The sequence below is a fragment of the Streptomyces sp. NPDC053513 genome (assembly GCF_044544765.1).
GTDB classification, from domain to species: Bacteria; Actinomycetota; Actinomycetes; order Streptomycetales; family Streptomycetaceae; genus Streptomyces; species Streptomyces litmocidini.
Genome location: NZ_JBITXP010000009.1, coordinates 222,317 through 241,442 on the forward strand (window position 1 = coordinate 222,317; position 19,126 = coordinate 241,442).

Consider the following 19,126-nt stretch of genomic DNA (forward strand, 5'->3'; position numbering starts at 1 on the left):
ACCGGAAAAGGCCTGTACCAACCTCGCGAACGCTGCCCGAGAGGCGGAAGAAGCACCTCCGGGAAGCTGCGGGCGCGCATCCTGCCAAAGCCCGCCCGGAAGATCCAACCGGCGCCCCGCGCGAGCCACCGGAATACGCCTCCGGAAGTTGTTCGCCAACTACTGAGTGTTGTTCACTCGTTCGGGTGGCGGAGCGGCCGATGCCCGTCCCCCTGCCGGAAGCGCTGGAATGGTCGGAAGCCGTACCAGGGGTGGGGGCGCTCCATGTGACCGGCCGTCACCTCTGCTTCATCGGCGGACGAATCAAGAATGCGAGCACCGGTGCAGAAGAAGCGGCCTCGGAGCAACAACGGCACGCAGAGCCAGACCACCGGTGAGCCGCAGGCCCCCGCCGGCCGGCCCAAGCGCGTCCGCAACCGGCTGGTCGCCGGCGTCGCCCTCGTCGGCGTCACCGTCCTCGCCGCCGGAGCCCCCGCGATCCTCGCCGCCTCCGCCGAGCTCACCGAGTCCCAGCGCCTCGTCACCCTCGCCGAACTCGACCGGCAGGCCGTCACCCTCGCCCACTCCCTCGCCGACGAGCGCGACGAGGTCGTGGCGTACATCGCCGCCGGACGCGAGACCCAGACCGGCGACGCCGAGCACCGGCGCAAGGTCACCGACGCGCGCTCCACCCGCGTCGACCGCCAGATCGACGAGATCCGGGCCGCCGCCCCCGCCGAACTCCGCCGCGACCTCGCCGGCGTCCCCTCCGTCCGCCGCACCGCCCTCACCGGCAAGGGCACGGCCCTGGAGGCCCACAGGGCGTACTCCGACGTCATCGACAAGCTCCAGGCCCTCGCCGACGAACTCGCCGACAAGACCCCGGCCCGCGCCTCCGACGCCACGCTGACCGGGGCCACCCGCGCCCCCGCCGCCCTCGGCCGCGCCGTCGAACAGGCCTCCGCCACCCGCGGCCTGCTCCTCGGCGCGCTCTCCGTGCCGCAGCCCCAGCCCACCGGCGGCGTCCACTACGACGCCCGGAGCGGCACCTACGTCGCCGACGAGCCCGAGGGCGCCGCCGAGGCCGACCGGGCCCGCGACGGCCTCACCGCGGCCGCCCAGCAGGCCCGTGTCCGCGAGCTCGCCGCCCTCGGCGACTTCGACCAGGCCGCCGGCTCCACCGCCCGCGACTCCCTCGCGGCCACCGTCACCGGCCCCGACGTCAAGACCGCCGAACTCGCCCTCGCCAGCCTCACCGACCAGCCCAAGCTGACCGAGGCCGAGCGCGGCACGGACCCGGCCGCCCTGGAGGCCGCCCTCTCCGCCCGCATCGAGCAGATGCGCGGCGTCGAGTCCGCCCTCGCCACCCAGCGGGTCGAACGCCTCGCCGCGCTCCGCGACGACGACGTCACCGCCCTCGAACTGCGCGTCGCCTTCCTCGGCGGCTGCCTCCTCGTCGCGATCGGCATCTCCACCTACGTCGCCCGCACCCTCACCCGGCCGCTCGCCGTGCTCCGCCTCGGCGCCGCCCGGCTCGCCGCGGCCCCCGAGCCGCACACCGAGGAAGCGATCCGCTTCACCGGCCGCAACGACGAGTTCGCCCAGGTCGTCCGCTCCCTCAACGCCCTGCACGGCAAGCTCGCCGGCCTCGCCGCGCAGACCGAGCGGCTTACCGACGAGCGCGCCGACCTGGCCGCCGCCAAGGACGCCGTCGGCTCGGAGCTCGCCGCCCAGCGCGCCGACCTCCAGGGCCGGGTCGCCCTCCTCACCGCCGACCTCGAACGGCTCAGGGGCACCGTCCACCACACCTTCGTCAACCTCTCGCTGCGCAGCCTCGGGCTCGTCGAGCGGCAGCTCGGCGTCATCGAGAAGCTGGAGGAGCGCGAGCAGGACCCGGACCGCCTCGCGACCCTCTTCAAGCTCGACCACATGGCGACCGTCATGCGCCGCCACAGCGAGAACCTCCTCGTCCTCGCCGGCCACGAGCACGTCCACGGCCACGCCGGGCCCGTCCCGCTCGTCGACGTGCTGCGCGCGGCCGTCAGCGAGATCGAGCGGTACGAGCGGGTCACCATCCAGTCGCTGCCGCCGCACGCCCAGGTCGCCGGCTTCGCCGCGGACGACCTGAGCCACCTGGTCGCGGAGCTCCTGGAGAACGCCACCTCCTTCTCGCCGCCCGACGCCGAGGTCCAGCTCTCCGGCTGGCTCCTGGAGAGCGGCGAGGTGATGCTCTCCGTGCAGGACTCGGGCATCGGCATGACCGCCTCCCGGTCCGCCGAGCTCAACGCGCGCCTCGCCGAGGCCGACCCGGAGGCCTTCGAGGGCGAGGGGCTCGGCATGCGGGTCATCGCCCTGCTCGCCGCCCGCCACGGGGTCCGCGTCGAGCTGCGCGAGCAGAAGCAGGGCGGCACGGCGGCCGTCGTGGTCCTGCCGCTGCCCCTGCTGCCGACCGCCCCGCCGACGGCCGTGTCGGAGCCCGTACGGGTCGCCGGCACCGCGCCCGCGATCCAGCTGCCCGGCTCGGTCGCGGAGGCCAACTCCAACACCCTGCCGCCCCGGCACCGCGACCCCCTCGTGGAGGCGGCGGAGGCCGCGTTCCTGGCGGCGGAGCCGGCGCGGGAGCGGGAGCAGGAGCAGGAATCGGCGTACGCGCCGGAGCCTTCGGCGCCCGAGTCCGAGCCCGCGTACGCCCCCGAGCAGGAGACCGCGCCCGAGGCGCCGTACGCCCCGGAACCGGAAGCGGAGGCGGCACACGCTCCCGCGCCCGCGTACGGCCCGGAGCACGAGCAGCCGGCGCCCGCGCCCGCGTACGCCCCGGAACCGGAAGCGGCCCACGAGCCCGCGCCCGAGCCGGAAGCCGCGCCCCGGGCGCCGCACGAGTCCGCCGAGTTCGGCGAGTCCGTCTCCGAGACCACGCTCCAGGTCCGGCTGCCCGACCCGCCGCCGGAGCCGGACGCCCACGAGCGCACCGCCGACGGCGAGGAGGCGGCCCCCGCCGGGGCGGCCGCCGCCGACGGGGCGGTGCCCGGCCCGCGCCCCGCGCAGTGGGAGCGGGTCACCGACAAGGGGCTGCCCAAGCGCACCCCGCAGGTGGTCCGCCAGCCCTCCGCCCCCACCGCGCCCCGCCGGGGCGGCGTGGACGCGGAGGCCCTGCGCCGCCGGCTCGGCGGCTTCCACCAGGGCGCCAAGGCCGGGCGCCGGGACGTGGAGGCGGAGCTGGGCGCGGCGGGCACAGAAGCCACGAAGACCGCACGTACAGGGGAGAAGACGGGGGACACAGTCGAGGAGGCACGCAGTTGACCGCGACGGGAACGTTCGGACTGAGCACGGAAGCCCGCAACCTGCAGTGGTTGCTGGGGAATCTGGTGGAGGAGGTCCCGGGGGTCCGCTCGGTGGCCGTCGTCTCCTCCGACGGCCTGATGCTGCTCTCGTCGGATCCGGCCACCCAGCAGACCACGACGGTCACCACGGGAGCCGGCCGCCCCGACGGGCCGCGCGGCTCCAGCGCCGATCTGGCCACCATCGTCTCCGGCATCGGCAGCCTCACCATCGGGGCGGCCCGGCTGATGGACGGCGGCGGCGTCAAGCAGACGATGGTGGCGATGGAGGAGGGCAGCGTCTTCGTCATGTCGATCAGCGACGGCTCGCTGCTCGGCGTGCACGCCACGCCCGACTGCGACATGAGCGTCGTGGCGTACCACATGGCGCTCTTCGTGGGCCGCGCCGGTCACGTACTCACCCCCGAAGTCCGCAGCGAGCTGCGCAAATCGATGGAGAGCACCCAGTGACGGCCATGTCCTCGGCGCATCACGCCTTCAAGCTGCCGGTACGGGGAGAGGGACGGCGCCCCGCGCGCGTGCGCCCGTACTCCCTGACCGGCGGCCGGACCCGCTTCGGGCACATCCTGCTCGTCGAGACCTTCGTGGCCGCGCTCGAAGCGCCCGCCACCCGCAAGGTCCTGACGGACGGGGGGCCCGCCGCCCGCGGCCTGATGCCGGAGATGCGGGCCATCGTCGAGATCTGCCGCCGGATGCGGACGGTCGCGGAGATCTCGGCGCTTCTGAAGATGCCGTTGGGTGTCGTCCGGGTGCTGCTCAGCGACCTGGCCGACCAGGGAAAGATCCGTGTGTACGGGACCGGTCACGGCACCGGGCAGCCCGACCGCGCGCTCCTCGAAAGGGTGCTGAGTGGACTCCGTCGTCTCTGACGCCACCGCCGTCTCCGAAACGCCGGCGGTCGACGTCGGCATCCCCGCCCAGCCGGGGTCCGCATCGCGCGAACCGGTCGCCGACGAGGCCGCCACCGACGGGGTGGACACCGAGGAGGGCGCCCAGGACTGGCAGCTCGACCACTCCCGCGCCCCGATCGCGACGAAGATCGTCGTCGCGGGCGGCTTCGGCGTCGGCAAGACCACCTTCGTCCGCGCCGTCTCGGAGATCACCCCCCTCCAGACCGAGGCGCTGATGACCCGGGCGAGCGAGGACACCGACGACCTCACCGCCACCCCGGACAAGCTCACCACCACGGTGGCGATGGACTTCGGCCGGATCACCCTCGACAACGACCTGGTGCTGTACGTCTTCGGCACGCCGGGACAGCAGCGCTTCTGGTTCATGTGGGACGACCTGGTGCGCGGGGCGATCGGGGCGATCGTGCTCGCCGACACCCGCCGGCTCACCGACTGCTTCCCGGCGCTCGACTACTTCGAGAGCTGCGGGCTGCCGTACATCGTGGCCGTCAACCACTTCGAGGGCACCGAGCTGTTCGAGGCGGAGGACGTGCGGGAGGCCCTGACCGTGCCCGCGCACGTGCCCGTGGTGATCATGGACGCGCGCAAGCGGTACAGCGTCGTCGAGACCCTGCTCTCGATGGTCGCGCACGCCCTCGAAGCCACGCCCGAATAGCCGCCCCCCGAACAGTTCGACCCGTCACGCCAGGAGCCCCGCCCATGCGGAAGATACTCATAGTCGGCGCCGGCCAGTCCGGCCTGCAGCTCGCCCTCGGACTCCAGTCGCAGGGGTACGAGGTCACCCTCATGTCGAACCGGACCGCGGACGAGATCCGGACCGGCCGGGTCATGTCCACGCAGTGCATGTTCGACACCGCCCTCCAGCACGAGCGGGACCTCGGCCTCAACTTCTGGGAGTCCCAGGCCCCGAAGATCGAGGGCCTCGGCGTCTCCGTCGCCGGTCCCGACTCCGCCCGCCTGATCGACTGGGTCGGCCGGCTCGACGGCTACGCGCAGTCCGTCGACCAGCGCGTGAAGATGGCCGGCTGGATGGACACCTTCGCCCAGCGCGGCGGCCAGCTGGTGATCCACGGCGCGGCCGTCGGAGACCTGGACTACTTCTCCCGCAGCTACGACCTGGTGCTCGTCGCCGCCGGAAAGGGCGAGCTGGTCTCCATGTTCGGCCGGGACGCGTCCCGTTCCCCGTACAGCGAGCCGCAGCGCGCCCTGGCCGTCGCGTACGTCCACGGCCTCGGCCCCCGCCCCGAGCACCCGGACTTCGACGCGGTCCGCTGCAACGTCGTCCCGGGCGTCGGCGAGCTCTTCGTCATGCCGACCCTCACCACCGGCGGCCGCGCCGACATCCTCTTCTGGGAGGGCGTCCCCGGCGGCCCCCTCGACGTCTTCAAGGGCGTCAAGGACCCGGCGGAGCACCTCTCCCTCACCCTGGAGCTGATGGAGAAGTTCACGCCCTGGGAGTACGCGCGGGCGACGAAGGTCGAGCTGACCGACGCGGGCGGCACCCTCGCCGGCCGGTACGCGCCGACCGTCCGCAACCCCATCGGCCGGCTTCCCGGCGGCGGCCTGGTCCTCGGCGTCGCCGACGTCGTCGTCGCCAACGACCCGATCACCGGCCAGGGCTCCAACTCGGCGTCCAAGTGCGCCGCCGCGTACCTCGCCGCCATCGTCGAGCAGGGCGACAAGCCCTTCGACGAGGAGTGGATGCAGGGCGCCTTCGACCGCTACTGGAAGACGGCCGAGCCCGTCACCAAGTGGACGAACGCGATGCTGGCGCCCCCGCCGGAGCACGTCCTGAACCTGCTCGGCGCGGCAGGACAGCTCCAGCCCGTCGCCGACCGCTTCGCCAACGGCTTCAACGACCCGGCGGACTTCGAGAACTTCTTCTTCGACCCGGAGAAGACGAACGCGTACCTGGCCTCGGTCGCCGGGGCCTGACGAGCCTCTGACCTGTTGCTGAAGGGGTGTCGTCGGTGGTTGTCGGTCACCGACGGCACCCCTTCGACGGTCCGGGGACGGCCCCGGCCGCCGACCGTGCGTCAGGCTGAGCCCCCGGCCACCAGGAGCGGCCGGAGCGGCCGGTTCGGCACGCGCGGAGTAAACTCCCCCCGGTCCAGACGGAGTTCGGGTGAATGGGGGTGGCTCGGATGGACGTGTACAGGGGCGGCCGGTTGACGGGCGACAGCATCGGCCACGTCAAGGAGGACGGCACGGTCGTCAGGGGCGGCCGGTGGGCGGGCAACCCGGTCGGCCACGTCAAGGCGGACGGCACGGTCGTCAGGGGCGGCCGGTTGACGGGCGACAGCATCGGCCACGTCAAGGAGGACGGCACGATCATCAGGGGCGGCCGGTTGACGGGCGACAGCGTCGGCCACGTCAGGGAGGACGGCACGGTCGTCAGGGGCGGTCGGTGGACGGGCAGCAGCGTCGGCTACGTCAAGGACATGACCGACATCCGCAAGGCCGCCGGGGCGGCCTTGCTCCTGCTGCTGAGCTGACCCCACCGATCGCGTCCGGTGACGGGATTCTCGCCGGCACCCCGCCCTGTGGGCGGCATCGGCGTCCGCCGGGTGCGAGGCCGCGGCCGGCAGAGGACGGAGAAGGAGCCCTCGTCACGGCAGGCCCCGGAGGAAGGGCCGGCCGTCGAGGCGCGGGGGCCCGCGGAAAACGGGTCGAGGTGTTCCGCACGGATGCTCGATCATGTGTCCATGTCCCAGCAGAACACCCTCGCCCGCGTGGACGCGGACCTGGCCGCCGGCCGTGTGCCGATGGCGCGCCAGCGCCTGCGCGGACTCGTCTCCTCCTTCCCGTACGACCTGACCCTCCGCCGCAGGCTGGCCGAGGTGTACCGGCTGTACGGGGACGCGGCCGAGGCCGGGCGCTGGATGTACCTCGAAGAGGACCGGAGCCCGGACGAGACCGCCGCCTTCGAGGAGCGGTACGGGTCCCCCGGGTGGCGCATGAAGGCCCTCGCGTGGCGCGGCCCCGAGGCGCTGGCCGCCACCGCGTTCGCCGCGAACGAGCTGGCGGCCGTGCGGACGGCCCGCGCCGAGGAGCTGGGGCGCCCCGTCGACTGGGACGACCCGGCCTCCTACGAGGAGGACGCGGACGGGGAGCACGCGCCGGACACCGGCGGCTGGTCGCTGAGCGGGTTCGTCGCGGGCGCCGGCTGCCTGATGGGGACGATCGTCTTCGGAGGGGTCTGGGTGCTCGGGGTCGTCTCCCTCTTCAGCGACTGACGGCCCTCCTCCGCGCGCCGGACGACGAGCGGGGTCAGGAGGCCGGTCAGGGCGAAGAGGATCCCCACGGCGAACCAGCCGGGCCGGCCCCAGCCGATGCAGAGCGCGATGAGCAGCGCGGGGCCTAGGGCCTCGGAGAGGCCGGCGCCCAGACCGAAGACGCCCAGGTACTGGCCGGTGGCGTGCGGCGGCGCGAGCGCGTACGAGACCTCGAAGCCACCGGCCGCGTGCCAGAGTTCGCCGACCGTGTGGACGACCACGGCGGTCAGGAGCAGGACCACCGCCACCGCGACGGGCGTCCCGGCGGAGAGCGAGACGAGGGCGCAGGAGACGAGGAAGGCCGCTCCCGCGCGCCGGTAGGCGCGGCCGCCGGCCCGGGGCGAGTCGACGCCACGGCTCGCCCGCACCTGGAGGCCGACGACGAGGACGGTGTTGGTGAGCATGGTGCCGGATACCAGCCAGTGCGGGGCGGTGGTGGACCCCACCAGCCAGAGCGGGATCGCGACGGTGAGCACCTTGAACTGGATCGCCATGACGCCGTCGAGCGCGGTGAGCGCCAGGTACGGCCGGTCCCGGAGCGCGATCCACCGGGGCCCGCGGGCGACGGGCGCGGGGGCGACGGGCGGCAGCAGGAGCAGGACGGCGGCGGAGGCCGCGAACGCGAGGGCGTTCCCGGCGACCAGGACCTGGTAGGCGCCGAGGGTGCCGACCTGGACCGCCCACCCCGCGAGGAGCGCCCCGAAGGAGATGCCGACGTTGGTCACGGCCCGCAGATAGGCGCGGAACTCCTGCGGCCTCTCCCCTCCGTGGTGCCGGATGAGCGGCGCCCGGGCGGCGAGACCGGCCGCCTTCGCGCCGGTGGCCGCGGAGACGGCGAGGACGAACGGCCAGAAGCTGTCGGCGAGGACGAAGGCAGCCGTGGCGAGCGCCTGCACCGCCAGGGTGGCCACGAGGACCCCGCGCGCACCGCGCCGGTCCGCGAGGTGGCCGACGGCGATCCCCACGGCCAGCGAGAGGAGTCCGGCGATGCCGAGCCCGAGCCCCACGGCGGCGGCCGGGAGGCGCACGGCCTGGGTGAAGTACAGCACTCCGGCGGTCAGGAAGAGGCCGCTGCCGACGGCGTTGACGAAGTTCGAGGCGGCGAGGGCGCGTTGGGGCCGGGTGTCCGGCAGCGGTCCGCGTGTGACGGGGCGGGGCGCGGCGGGTCGGGACATGGCGGGGCTGGGCATGACGGAGCTCCGTGTCCGGTAGAGGCGATCGGCCATCGGTAAGGACCCGTCAAGCTTGTTGCATATTACGTGCAAGAGCAAGGGGCATGCGGCGGGCGGGAGTTCACCTCCGGTCGTACCCCTCGTCCCCGCCGTCCCTCGCTCCCGCCGGAAGCTCGGGCGGGGTGTACGCCTCCAGGGCCGCGCCCCCCGGATCGGGCCGTACGGCCCCGAGCACCGGGTTCGCCGCGAGCGGGGAGACCTTCACCTTCCCGCCGGGACGCGGGGCCTGCACCACCAGGCCCTCGCCCAGATAGAGGGCCACATGGGTCGCGCCCGGGAAGTAGACCACCAGATCGCCGGGGCGGAGCTCGCTCAGCGGCACCCGGGGCAGGGTCTCCCACTGCTCCTGACTGGTCCTCGGCAGCTCCCGGCCGGCCGCCGCCCACGCCTGTTGCGTCAGCCCCGAGCAGTCGTACGCCTCCGGGCCCTCCGCCCCCCACTCGTACGGCTTGCCGATCTGCTCCACCGCGAAGCGCAGCGCCTCCGCGCCCGCCCGGGACGGGGTGCGCGGGCCGTCCAGGACCCCGGAGCCGAGCAGCTCGCTCTGCGCGCCGGCGGTCTGGACCCGTTCCAGCTCGGTGATCCGGGCCAGCTGGTCCGGCGACAGGGCGGCGAGCAGCTTCTCCACCTGGAGCAGCTTGGCCCGCGCCTCGTCACGCCGGGTGCGCTGCGCGGCGGCGAGCCCCTGCTGCCGGTCCAGGGCCTTGCGGGAGGCGCTCGCGAGGCCGCCGGCCTGCCGCTCGGCCCTGGTGAGCCGGGAGATCGCGGCGGCCCGGTCGCGGGCCGCGCGGGCCACCAGGTGCCCCTCGTCCAGGGCCGACCGGGGGTCCGCGGCGAAGAGCAGCCGCAGGGAGGAGAACGAGGAGAACCCGGCCCTGCCCTGGTACTGCTCCCGGGCGATCCGCCCGGCCGCGGCCCGGCCCTGCGCCAGCGCCGTCCGGGCGGCGGTGAGCCGGGCGGTGACCTTCTTCGTGTCGGCGGCCTGGCGCTTCAGCGCCTCCTCGGCGGCGTTGTACCGCTCGGTCGCGGCCTCGGCCTGCTGGTACAGCGTCCGCAACCGGGTGAGCAGCCCGCCGACGGAACTCCCGCCGGGGGCGGGGAGGGCGGCGGCGTCGTCCTCGACGGGGGGAGCGGGGGAAGGGTCCGCGCCGGGACTCGTGCCGGGGCTCGTGCTGGGGCTCGTGCTGGGACTCGTACGGGGGCCCGCACCCGTCACGGGATCCGTACCTGGGTCCGCGTGCGTGGCGGGCGGTGCGGCGGGGTCGACCGGGCCGACCGGTTCCGCCGCCGGGTCCGCCCAGGCGATCGGGGCCTCCGCCGGGGGGTCCGCGGGCGGGTCCGGGGCGGCGCCCGCCGGAAGCGCCCCCGTGAGCGCCGTCGCCGCGGCGAGCGCCCCCGTGCAGACCGTGCGCAGCAGCCTTCGCGACACGTCACCACCTCCACGGGGATGATGACAAGTCACTTCATGCGATTACCGTACGAATCGGGGCGCGCCCCTCCGCGTCACCCGTTCGGCTTCGGGTCCGGGCTCGGGTTCGGGTCCGGGCTCGGGTTCGGCTTCGGTGTGGGCTTCGACCACGGCCACTTCAGCTCGCGCCGCTCCCGCCCCTCGGGGACGTACACGTAGACCCAGCCGCGCTGGAGCCCGAGCCGCTTCGTGTAGCCCGCGGGCTCGCGCCGGTAGGCGTACAGGGTCGGCGGATGCCCGTCGTGCGCCGGGACCGGGACCTCGTACCACTTCGGCGGGTGGCCGGTCGGGCCGAGCAGGATCGGCAGGACCCGGCCGTCGAGGGGGCCACCGCGGAAGGGGGTGTTCTCGCTCTTCACCCCCACAGTCTCCCCCGGCCCCGGCCTCACAGCAGGTGCGCGGCCTCGCCCACCACCGGGATCACCCGCCGGGCCAGCGTCGCCACCGGTCCCTCGGGGGTCTCCTGCGCGAGGAGCCGCTTCACGACCCCGGCCGTCTCCTCGTCGCTCGCCGTGGTCGCCGCGAGCAGGGCGACGAGATGGTCGACGAGCCAGTCCCGCAGCTCCGCCGCCGGCGGCTGCTTCCCCCCGTCGAGCCAGATGAGCGAGGCGGCCTCGACGGCGGCGATCCACGTCCGGACGAGCATGCCGAGCCGGGGGCCCGGACGCTCCACCCCGAGGTGGACGAGGATCTGCTCGGCGGCGGCCCGTCGCACCTCGTCCACGATCGCGGAGGTCCGGGAGGTCTCGGCGACGCTGCCGCCGCGGAGCAGCGCGCTGAACCCGGCGTCGTGCCCGTCGACGAAGGCCAGGTAGCGGTCGAGCACCCGGCCGAGCCGCTCCGTCGGCGGCCCGGCCGGCGGCTCGGTGAAGCAGCGGTGCAGGGCGTCGGCGGAGGAACGCAGGGCCGCCTCGTACAGCTGCTGCTTGCCGCCGGGGAAGTAGCGGTAGACGAGGGGCCGCGAGACGCCGGCCGCCTCGGCGACGTCGTCGAGCGAGACGTCCTCGGGGGCGCGGTGGGCGAAGAGCTCCTGGGCGGTCTCGAGGAGCTGGCCGCGCCGCTCCTCGACGCTGAGTCTGCGGTACGCGGGGGTGGCGGCGCTCGTCATGAACCGCAGCGTATCCGCGCGCCCGCCCACTACGGGACGCCGTCCCACCGAGCCGGCACCCCCACCGCGCGCTGCGCCCACGGGGCCGCCCCCCACCTCCGTTGCGGGCTGCGCCCGCTGGACCGGTGCCCCCGCCCACCCCCGTTGTGGGCAGTCGTTCCGCTGGGGCGGAACGGGTGGGCACAACGGACCCGCGCCCTGTCGGCGCCCGAGGCTCATGTGCCTGGACCCGCACCCCGTGCACAGCGCACTGGTGGTGCGGGTTCAGGCTCGGAACGCGGAGGCGCCGCTCAGGGCGCCGTCCCGTGTGCCCACCCGTCCCGCCCCAGCGGGACGATTGCCCACACGGGCGGGTGGGAGCCGCCCCGGCGGGCGCGGCCCACGCGGGCAGGAGGCACCGCCCCGCAGGGCGCGGCCCGTACGGGCAGGGAGCCGCCCCCGGGGCGCGGGCCGCCCGGCAGGGCCCGGTTCGGCGGGTGCGGGCCCGGACGGGGCGCGGGTGCCGTCCGGGCAGGCGCGGGTCCGCAGGAGTGCGGCCCGCGCGGAGTGACCCCCCGTCAGGTCCCTCCAATCCCCCGCGCACGACTTGTTGACGATCCGTCTACCAACGTGTGAGCCTGCTGCGAACGGACGGAAGGAGTCGCCAGTGTCGACGCACGACCTCTACGTGAACGCCCCCGCCGGACCCGTCTGGGAGGTCCCCGCCGCCGGCGCCGCCCGCTTCTCCTGGGACTACGACGACGGTCGCGAACGCCTCCTCGCCCTCTACCAGAAGGGCAAGGACAAGCAGTGGGACGGCGCCACCCGGATCGACTGGGGCATCGAGGTCGACCCGTACGACCCGCTCGGCACCCCCGACGAGGTCCTGACCCTCCACGGCACCCGCCACTGGGCGAAGATGACCGAGAAGGACAAGGGGGACCTGCGCCGGCACTACTCCTCCTGGCAGTTCAGCCAGTTCCTCCACGGCGAGCAGGGCGCCATGATCTGCGCCGCCAGGATCGTCGAGTCCGTGCCCGACCTGGACGGCAAGTTCTACTCGGCCACCCAGACCATGGACGAGGCCCGGCACGCCGAGATCTACGGCCGCTTCCTCCACGAGAAGATCGGGATGCTCTACCCGATCAACGACAACCTCAAGGGCCTCCTCGACGACACCCTGCGCGACTCCCGCTGGGACATGCCCTACCTCGGCATGCAGGTCCTCATCGAAGGCCTCGCCCTCGCCGCCTTCGGCATGATCCGCGACACCACCGACAAGCCGCTGCCGAAGCAGATCCTCGCGTACGTGATGCAGGACGAGGCCCGGCACGTCGCCTTCGGCCGGATGGCCCTGCGCGACTACTACAAGCAGCTCACCGACGCCGAGCTCCGCGAGCGCGAGGAGTTCGTCATCGAGGGCTGCTACCTGATGCGCGACCGGCTGCGCGGCGTCGAGGTCCTGGAGAACTTCGGCATCCCGAAGAAGGAGGCCGAGGAGCTCAGCGAGCAGAGCGAGTTCCTGCACCTCTTCCGCAAGCTCCTCTTCAGCCGGATCGTCCCCTGCGTCAAGGACATCGGCCTCTGGGGCGAACGCCTCCAGAAGGCCTACCTGGACATGGGCGTCTTCGACCTCGGCGACTCCAACCTCGACCTGCTGATGAGCCAGGACGAGGAGATCGCGGAGGCGCTGGACCGCGAACGGTTCGCGGCGGAGGAGGCGGAGCGGGTCGCCGAGGTGGAGGCCGCGATCGAACAGGGGGCGGCGGAAGGGGCGTAGGGGTGGGCGGAGGAGGGAGGAGGCGTGAGGGGTGGTCACGCGGGTGACGTAGCGTGCCCGTCATGACCATGCCGCCTTCGTCGACCCCGCCGCCCCACCATCCGTACGGCGGTCCCGTACCGCCCCCGCAGCCGCCCGGCGCGTTCGGGGCGCCGCAGGGGTACCCCTCCCAGGGGCACCCTCCGCAGGGCCTCCCGTCCCAGTACCCCGGGCCGGGCGTTCCCGGGCCGGGCGCCGGGGCCTGGGGGCCGCCGCCCATGGGGCCGCCGCCGAAGAAGAAGCTGTCGGCCGGAGCGATCGTCGCCATCGTCCTCGGATCCCTGGTCCTGGTCGGCGGCCTCGGCTACGCGGCCAAGGCCGGCCTCGACGGCGTCACCGGCTCCTTCCCCGAGGCGACGCACAGGCTCGTCGTCCCCGAGACCCTCCTCGCCGGCCGGTACACCCTGGTCTCCGACCTCTCCGACACCCAGGGCAAGGAGATCGAGGACACCCCCGACTTCACCGTGAAGGACGCCCGGGCGGCGGTCGGGCAGTACGGCGGCAAGGGCGGGGCCACCCTCGTCCTCTCCGGCATGTACGGACGCATCAAGAACGGCGAGGCCACCCGTGCGTCCATCCTCCGGGGCGCCGCCACGGAGAAGGACTCCACGCTCGTCGTCCGGCCCAGGGACTTCACCCCCGCCGGGTACGGGGTGACCGTCAGATGTCAGGTCACCACGTCGAAGGGCGGCCTCGGCACGACCACGCTCCCCATGTGCGCCTGGGGCGACGACAGCACCGCGGCCGCCGTGGCCCTCGTCACCCCCGAGACGGCCACCACGGACCCGAAGGACATCGACCTGGCCGAACTCGCCGAGACCACGGTCAAGATCCGCGCCGAGGTCCGCAAGCCGCTCGGCTGACCCCGGGGCGGGACCCGGGGGCGAGAGGCACCAGGGGCGACACCACGGGCGAGAGGCACCGGGGCGGGGGCCGGAGGAGCGGGTCACGGGTTCCGCGCCTCCGCCTCCAGCCTCAGCGCCTCCTCCATCACCGCCTTCGCGATCGGCGCCGCGCTGCCGCCCCCGCTGATGTCCGTACGGGAGGCCTCCGCGTCCTCGACGACGACCGCCACCGCCACCGCCGGCTGGGCCGCGTCGTCCGCCTGCGCCCAGGCGATGAACCAGGCGTACGGGGTGCCCGTGTTGCCGAAGCCGTGCTGGGCGGTGCCCGTCTTGCCGCCGACCCGGGCCCCGGGGATCGCCGCGTTCGTCCCCGTGCCCTCCTCCACGGCCCGCACCATCAGCCGCTGGAGCTGCATCGCCGTCGCGGGGTTCATCGCCTGCCGGTAGCTGCGGCGGCCCGTGCGGTCCACGGTCGTGCCGCGGGAGGTCGTCGTGCGGTCGACGAGGTACGGGTGGGCGATCTCCCCGTTGTTGGCGACGGCCGCCGCCACCATCGCCATCTGGAGCGGCGTCGCCGTCGTGTCGAACTGCCCGATCGACGACAGCGCCAGCTGGTCCGGGCTCATCGCGCGGTCGAAGTTGGACCTCGCCACCCAGGACGGCACCTGGAGCCCCGTGTCGTTGAAGCCGAACCGTTCCGCCGCGTCGACCATCCCCGTCAGCCCCACCTTCACCCCGAGTCCGGCCATCACCGTGTTGCAGGACCACTGGATCGCGGACGCGAGGGACGCGTCCCCGCAGCCCGTCGCCTCGTTCGGCAGCACCTGCCGGGTGCCGGGCAGCACGAACGGCTCCGGGGTGTCCGTCGGCGCCTCCACATCCCGCACCACCCCCGCGTCCAGGGCCGCCGCCGCCGTCACGATCTTGAAGGTGGAGCCCGGCGGGTACGTCTGCCGCAGCGCCCGGTTCAGCATCGGCTGGTTCGGCGAGGCGTTCAGCCGCCGCCAGGCGTCCTTGACGCCCCGTCCGGTCCCGGAGAGCACCCCCGGGTCGTACGAGGGCGAGCTGACGAGCGCCAGGATCCGGCCGCTGGACGGCTCGATCGCCACGACCGCGCCCCGCTTCCCGTCGAGCCCCCGGAAGGCGGCCTCCTGCAGGGGGGCGCGGATCGTCGTCACCACGTCGCCGCCGGGCCGCCGGCCGCGGGTGAGGTCGTCCCAGAGGGGCAGCGGCGCCAGCATCGGGTCGGTGCCCGCGAGGATTCCGTCCTCAGCGTGCTCGACGAGCGTCGTGCCGTACGTCTGGGAGGCGTAGCCGGTCAGCGGCGCGTACAACGGCCCCTGCCTGTACGTCCGCTCCCAGCGCAGCTGCTGACCGCTGTCCCGGGAGCCGGTCACCGGCTTCCCGTCGACGACGATCTCGCCGCGCGGCTTCGCGTACCGGTCGATCGCGATCCGCCGGTTGGCCGGGTTGTCGTCGAGGGAGCCGGCCTCGAAGACCATGACCCGGGCGGCGTTGACGAGCAGCGCCACGAGGAGGACGAGACAGAGCGCCGCCGCGCGCCGGATGTACCGGACCATCGGACCTCCCCGGCCGCCGGAACCGTTCACCGCGCGGCCCCCTCGGGCGCCGGAGCCGGCCGCCGGACGGTCTCCCGGGCCGCCGGAGCCGTTCACCGCGCGCCCTCCCCGACCTTGGCGAGTTCCCCGGTGTCGGCGGCGTCCGGCCGGGGCGTGCGGGCCGAGTCGCTGACCCGGATGAGGAGCGCGACGATCACCCAGTTGGTGACGACCGAGGAACCGCCCTGGGCCAGGAACGGCATCGCCATGCCGGTCAGCGGGATCAGCCCCATCACCCCGCCCGCGATCACGAAGACCTGGAGCGCCACGATCGAGGCGAGGCCGATCGCGAGCAGCCGCCCGAAGGGGTCGCGCAGCGAGAGTCCGGCGCGGTAGCCGCGTGCGACGAGCAGCGCGTACAGCAGGAAGAGCGCGGTGAGGCCGACGAGCCCCAGCTCCTCGCCGGCCGTCGCCAGGATGAAGTCCGACTTGGTGGCGAAGCCGATGAGGACGGAATGGCCGAGGCCGAGCCCGGTGCCGAGCATCCCGCCCGCGGCGAAGGCGAAGAGCGACTGGGCGAGCTGCCCCGGCCCCTCGCCCGCGCGGATCGAGGCGTACGGGTCGAGCCAGTCCTGCACCCTGCTGTGGACGTGCGGTTCGAGCGAGCCGACGAGGAAGGCGCCCGCGGAGGCCAGGACGAGGCCGACCGCGATCCAGCCGGTCCGGCCGGTCGCCACGTACAGCATGATCACGAAGAGGCCGAAGAAGAGCAGCGAGGTGCCCAGGTCCCGTTCCAGGACGAGGACGCCGACGCTGAGCAGCCAGATCGCCACGATCGGGCCGAGGACCCGGCCCGTCGGGAACTGGAACTTCCAGATCCGGCGGCCGGTGTACGCGAGCGCGTTGTGGTTGGCGGCGAGGTACGCGGCGAAGAAGACCGCGAGCAGGATCTTGGCGAACTCGCCCGGCTGGAAGGAGAGCCCGCCGAGCCTGATCCAGATCTTGGCGCCGTTCACGGCGGGGAAGAAGATCGGCAGGATCATCAGGGCGAGCGCGGCGGCCACCGAGACGTACGCGTACCCCTGGAGCGTCCGGTGGTCGCGCAGCAGCAGGACGACCACGATGAACAGCGTCACCCCGACCGTCGACCAGACCAGCTGCGTCGTCGCCGCCTGGTCCTTCGGCGTCTCCAGGTCGAGGCGGTAGATCAGCACCAGGCCGAGGCCGTTGAGCAGGACCGCGATCGGCAGCAGCAGCGGGTCGGCGTACGGGGCGCGGAAGCGGACCGCGAGATGGGCGACGAGCGCGAGCAGCCCGAGCCCGGCCCCGTAGCGGGCGGCGTCGGGCGGCACGGCGCCGCTGCGGGCGAGGCCGACCTCGGCATAGCCCAGGACGGCGATCAGGACCGCGCCGATCAGGAGCGACAGCTCCACGCCGCGCCGCTTCGGGGCGCGGATGCCGGGCGGGGGTGCGGTCATGGCCGCAACGTAGCAAGCGGTATGCCCTATGTCCCTTTTGTGTGACGGTGTGCCGTCACTGCTCGGATTCCGGATCGGCGAGCCGCACGTACTCCGGCAGCCGCAGCCGGGCCTCCGCGCCCCCGTCCGGGCCGGTGGCGAAGACCAGCTCGGCGCCGATCACCTCCGCCTGCCCCACCGCGATGGTCAGCCCGAGGCCGTGCCCCTTGCCCCCGCTCTCGGTGCGGAACCGCTGCGGCCCCGACTCCAGCAGATACGCCGGATACCCCGGCCCGTGGTCCCGCACAGACACCACCGGGCCGTCCACCGTCACCACCACCGGCGGCGCCCCGTGCTTGTGCGCGTTGGCCACCAGGTTGCCGAGCACCCGCTCCACCCGCCGCCGGTCCGTCTCCACCGTGGCGTCCCGGACCACCCGCACCTCCGTGTCCGTGCCCGAGGCGCGCACCACCCGTTCGGCGAGCGGTCCGAGCTCGTGCACCGCCAGGTCCACGGTCTCGGTGCGGGCGTCGAGCCGCGAGATCTCCAGGAGGTCCTCGGTGAGCCCGCGCATCGCCCGCACCCGGTCCCGTACGAGCTCCGAGGGCCGCCCCTCCGGCAGCAGCTCGGCCGCGGCCGAGAGCCCGGTCAGCGGGGTCCGCAGCTCGTGCGCCACATCGGCGGTGAACCGCTGCTCGCTCTGCAGCTTGCGCTGGAGCGAGGAGGCCATGGTGTCGAGCGCCCCGGAGACCGTGGCCACCTCGTCCTGGGGCCGGGTCGGGTCCTTCGTACGGGGATCGTCCACGCGCGCGTCGAGGTCGCCGGCGCTGATCCGGCGGGCCACCTGCGCGGTGAGGTGCAGGCGGCGGGTGACCCGGGTGACGGCGAAGGCGCCGACGAGCAGGGTCGCCCCGATGGCCAGGACGGAGGAGCCCAGGATCGAGCGGTCGAGCGCGTCGATCGTCTCGGCGCTCTGGGTGTAGTCGAGGCGCACGGCGAGGGCGCGGCCGCCCGCGGGTCCCGTTCCGCGGCCGTCCGCCGGGCCCGCGGCCCACATCGTCGGCCGGCCCTCGTGCTCCGCGACCATCGTGCCGCGCTGCCCGCGCGCGGCGAGCGCCCGCAGCGGGGCCGGAAGGCCGGGCGGATCGACGCCCGCGAACCGGGGGAGCGGCTCGCCCGCCTCGTAGAGCCCGCTGACCTCGGTGAGCCGGGCCAGGGCCTTCTCCCGGGAGTCGTTCACGGTCTGGCCGGCCACCGAGACGTGGACGAGGACGCCGAGCAGGGCGGCGAGGGCGCAGCACATGACCGCGATGAAGACCGCTGCCTTCCAGGTGAGGGTCGCGGTCCAGGCGGGCCGCCGGGGCGCCCTCACGGCGTCGCCTCCGGCGGGAGGGAGACGGGCCTGTCCGTGGGCGTCGGCGTCGGGCTCACCAGATGGGGCGCGGGCACCATGGAGGGCCCGACGCCGGAGGGCTTCACCCGGACGATCTCGTCCCGGGTGGGCAGCATGCTGCCCTGCTGCTCGTCCCAGGACCAGGCGGTCCGGTACTCGTACCCGGGAATGCCGGCCGAGCCGACCCGCATGATCAGGTCCCGGCCCGCCAGCTCCACGCTGATGACCTGGTCGACGGTGGACATGATCCGGGTCAGACCGCCGTTCTCGGCGAGGTAGACCCGCACCCCGACCTGCTGGTCCGGCATCCGGATCCCGACGATCAGCTCGTCCCGGCCGTTGCCGGTGAGGTCGCGGTAGTACGGCCGCAGGACCGGGCAGGCGGCCGGTGCCGTGTCGCAGGCCTCGATCGCCCGGGCGGTCTGCTCGTACATGCCGTCCGCGCCGGTGTACGTGTCGGGATGGGCGCGCACCTCGGCGCGGACGACCGCCACGGGGTCGACGGAGTGGACGTCGTTGTCGGTGACCTCGATGTCGGGGACGCGCTGGATGTCGGACTCGCCGTAGTCGATCGGCGGATTCGTGGCGGGCGGCAGATCGGGCCAGAGCCGGACGGGCCCCACGGCCGTGGGCGTGGGCCCGGCGCTCCTGAGCCCGCCCTCGTCGCCGCAGCCGGCGAGCGCGAGGCCGAGACCGAGGGCGCACAGGACGCCGGCGGCGCTCCGGACTCCGCGGGGTCTCACGCTGCTCCTCGATGGGGTCG

The 19,126-nt window shown here is 74.1% G+C and carries 16 protein-coding genes and 1 pseudogene; 9 read left to right on the forward strand and 8 right to left on the reverse strand.

The features are described from left to right. The first annotated feature begins 309 nt into the window (after positions 1-309). The 7 genes from ACIGW4_RS18230 to ACIGW4_RS18260 all read left to right on the forward strand — a co-directional run bounded on the left by ACIGW4_RS18230 (position 310) and on the right by ACIGW4_RS18260 (position 7,464). Positions 310-3,279, forward strand: coding sequence for a nitrate- and nitrite sensing domain-containing protein (locus tag ACIGW4_RS18230; RefSeq protein WP_399581476.1), 2,970 nt, complete (start codon positions 310-312; stop codon positions 3,277-3,279). Then, positions 3,276-3,767, forward strand: coding sequence for a roadblock/LC7 domain-containing protein (locus tag ACIGW4_RS18235; RefSeq protein ID WP_123455388.1), 492 nt, complete (start codon positions 3,276-3,278; stop codon positions 3,765-3,767). Before ACIGW4_RS18230 ends, ACIGW4_RS18235 begins: the two co-directional genes overlap by 4 nt. A gap of 5 nt (positions 3,768-3,772) precedes the next feature. Next, entirely contained in the window at positions 3,773-4,186 is a 414-nt protein-coding gene (locus ACIGW4_RS18240) for a DUF742 domain-containing protein (protein ID WP_123457488.1), read from the forward strand. After that, on the forward strand, positions 4,167-4,883 hold the full coding sequence (locus tag ACIGW4_RS18245) for an ATP/GTP-binding protein (RefSeq protein ID WP_123455389.1): 717 nt from the start codon (positions 4,167-4,169) through the stop codon (positions 4,881-4,883). Before ACIGW4_RS18240 ends, ACIGW4_RS18245 begins: the two co-directional genes overlap by 20 nt. A gap of 44 nt (positions 4,884-4,927) precedes the next feature. Further along, positions 4,928-6,163, forward strand: a complete 1,236-nt coding sequence (locus ACIGW4_RS18250) for a styrene monooxygenase/indole monooxygenase family protein (protein WP_123455390.1) — start codon at positions 4,928-4,930, stop codon at positions 6,161-6,163. Between the two features lie 209 nt (positions 6,164-6,372). Beyond that, positions 6,373-6,723, forward strand: coding sequence for a hypothetical protein (locus ACIGW4_RS18255; protein ID WP_399581480.1), 351 nt, complete (start codon positions 6,373-6,375; stop codon positions 6,721-6,723). A gap of 210 nt (positions 6,724-6,933) precedes the next feature. Beyond that, on the forward strand, positions 6,934-7,464 hold the full coding sequence (locus ACIGW4_RS18260; protein WP_260174491.1) for a DUF6584 family protein: 531 nt from the start codon (positions 6,934-6,936) through the stop codon (positions 7,462-7,464). Positions 7,465-7,739: 275 nt separating this feature from the next. Here the strand turns inward: ACIGW4_RS18260 and ACIGW4_RS18265 are convergent. The 4 genes and pseudogenes from ACIGW4_RS18265 to ACIGW4_RS18280 form a co-directional block, all read right to left on the reverse strand. Next, a pseudogene (locus ACIGW4_RS18265) lies at positions 7,740-8,729 on the reverse strand (MFS transporter); the annotation flags it as partial. 67 nt (positions 8,730-8,796) lie between these two features. Further along, positions 8,797-10,164 (reverse strand): C40 family peptidase, encoded by a 1,368-nt coding sequence (locus tag ACIGW4_RS18270; RefSeq protein WP_399581481.1) that lies wholly within the window; start codon positions 10,162-10,164, stop codon positions 8,797-8,799. A gap of 74 nt (positions 10,165-10,238) precedes the next feature. Beyond that, complete coding sequence (locus ACIGW4_RS18275) at positions 10,239-10,562, reverse strand: hypothetical protein (RefSeq protein ID WP_123455392.1); 324 nt, start codon at positions 10,560-10,562, stop codon at positions 10,239-10,241. A gap of 26 nt (positions 10,563-10,588) precedes the next feature. Then, positions 10,589-11,311, reverse strand: a complete 723-nt coding sequence (locus ACIGW4_RS18280) for a TetR/AcrR family transcriptional regulator (protein ID WP_399581483.1) — start codon at positions 11,309-11,311, stop codon at positions 10,589-10,591. Positions 11,312-11,957: 646 nt separating this feature from the next. Between ACIGW4_RS18280 and ACIGW4_RS18285 the strand changes: the two genes are divergently transcribed. Both ACIGW4_RS18285 and ACIGW4_RS18290 read left to right on the forward strand, forming a co-directional pair. After that, positions 11,958-13,070 (forward strand): ferritin-like domain-containing protein, encoded by a 1,113-nt coding sequence (locus ACIGW4_RS18285; RefSeq protein WP_399581485.1) that lies wholly within the window; start codon positions 11,958-11,960, stop codon positions 13,068-13,070. Positions 13,071-13,132: 62 nt separating this feature from the next. Continuing rightward, positions 13,133-13,972, forward strand: coding sequence for a hypothetical protein (locus tag ACIGW4_RS18290; RefSeq protein ID WP_123457490.1), 840 nt, complete (start codon positions 13,133-13,135; stop codon positions 13,970-13,972). Between the two features lie 83 nt (positions 13,973-14,055). Here ACIGW4_RS18290 and ACIGW4_RS18295 read toward each other — a convergent pair whose 3' ends face one another. From ACIGW4_RS18295 to ACIGW4_RS18310, 4 genes are all read right to left on the reverse strand, one after another. Then, complete coding sequence (locus ACIGW4_RS18295) at positions 14,056-15,534, reverse strand: penicillin-binding transpeptidase domain-containing protein (protein ID WP_123457491.1); 1,479 nt, start codon at positions 15,532-15,534, stop codon at positions 14,056-14,058. Between the two features lie 92 nt (positions 15,535-15,626). Continuing rightward, positions 15,627-16,991: an FtsW/RodA/SpoVE family cell cycle protein gene (locus ACIGW4_RS18300; RefSeq protein ID WP_399581489.1), complete on the reverse strand. Its 1,365-nt coding sequence runs from the start codon at positions 16,989-16,991 to the stop codon at positions 15,627-15,629. Between the two features lie 55 nt (positions 16,992-17,046). Continuing rightward, on the reverse strand, positions 17,047-18,342 hold the full coding sequence (locus ACIGW4_RS18305; RefSeq protein WP_359588241.1) for a HAMP domain-containing sensor histidine kinase: 1,296 nt from the start codon (positions 18,340-18,342) through the stop codon (positions 17,047-17,049). Next, positions 18,339-19,106 carry a hypothetical protein gene (locus tag ACIGW4_RS18310; protein WP_399581491.1) on the reverse strand — a complete coding sequence of 256 codons (768 nt, stop codon included), beginning with the start codon at positions 19,104-19,106 and terminating at the stop codon, positions 18,339-18,341. Before ACIGW4_RS18310 ends, ACIGW4_RS18305 begins: the two co-directional genes overlap by 4 nt. Positions 19,107-19,126 lie beyond the last annotated feature (20 nt).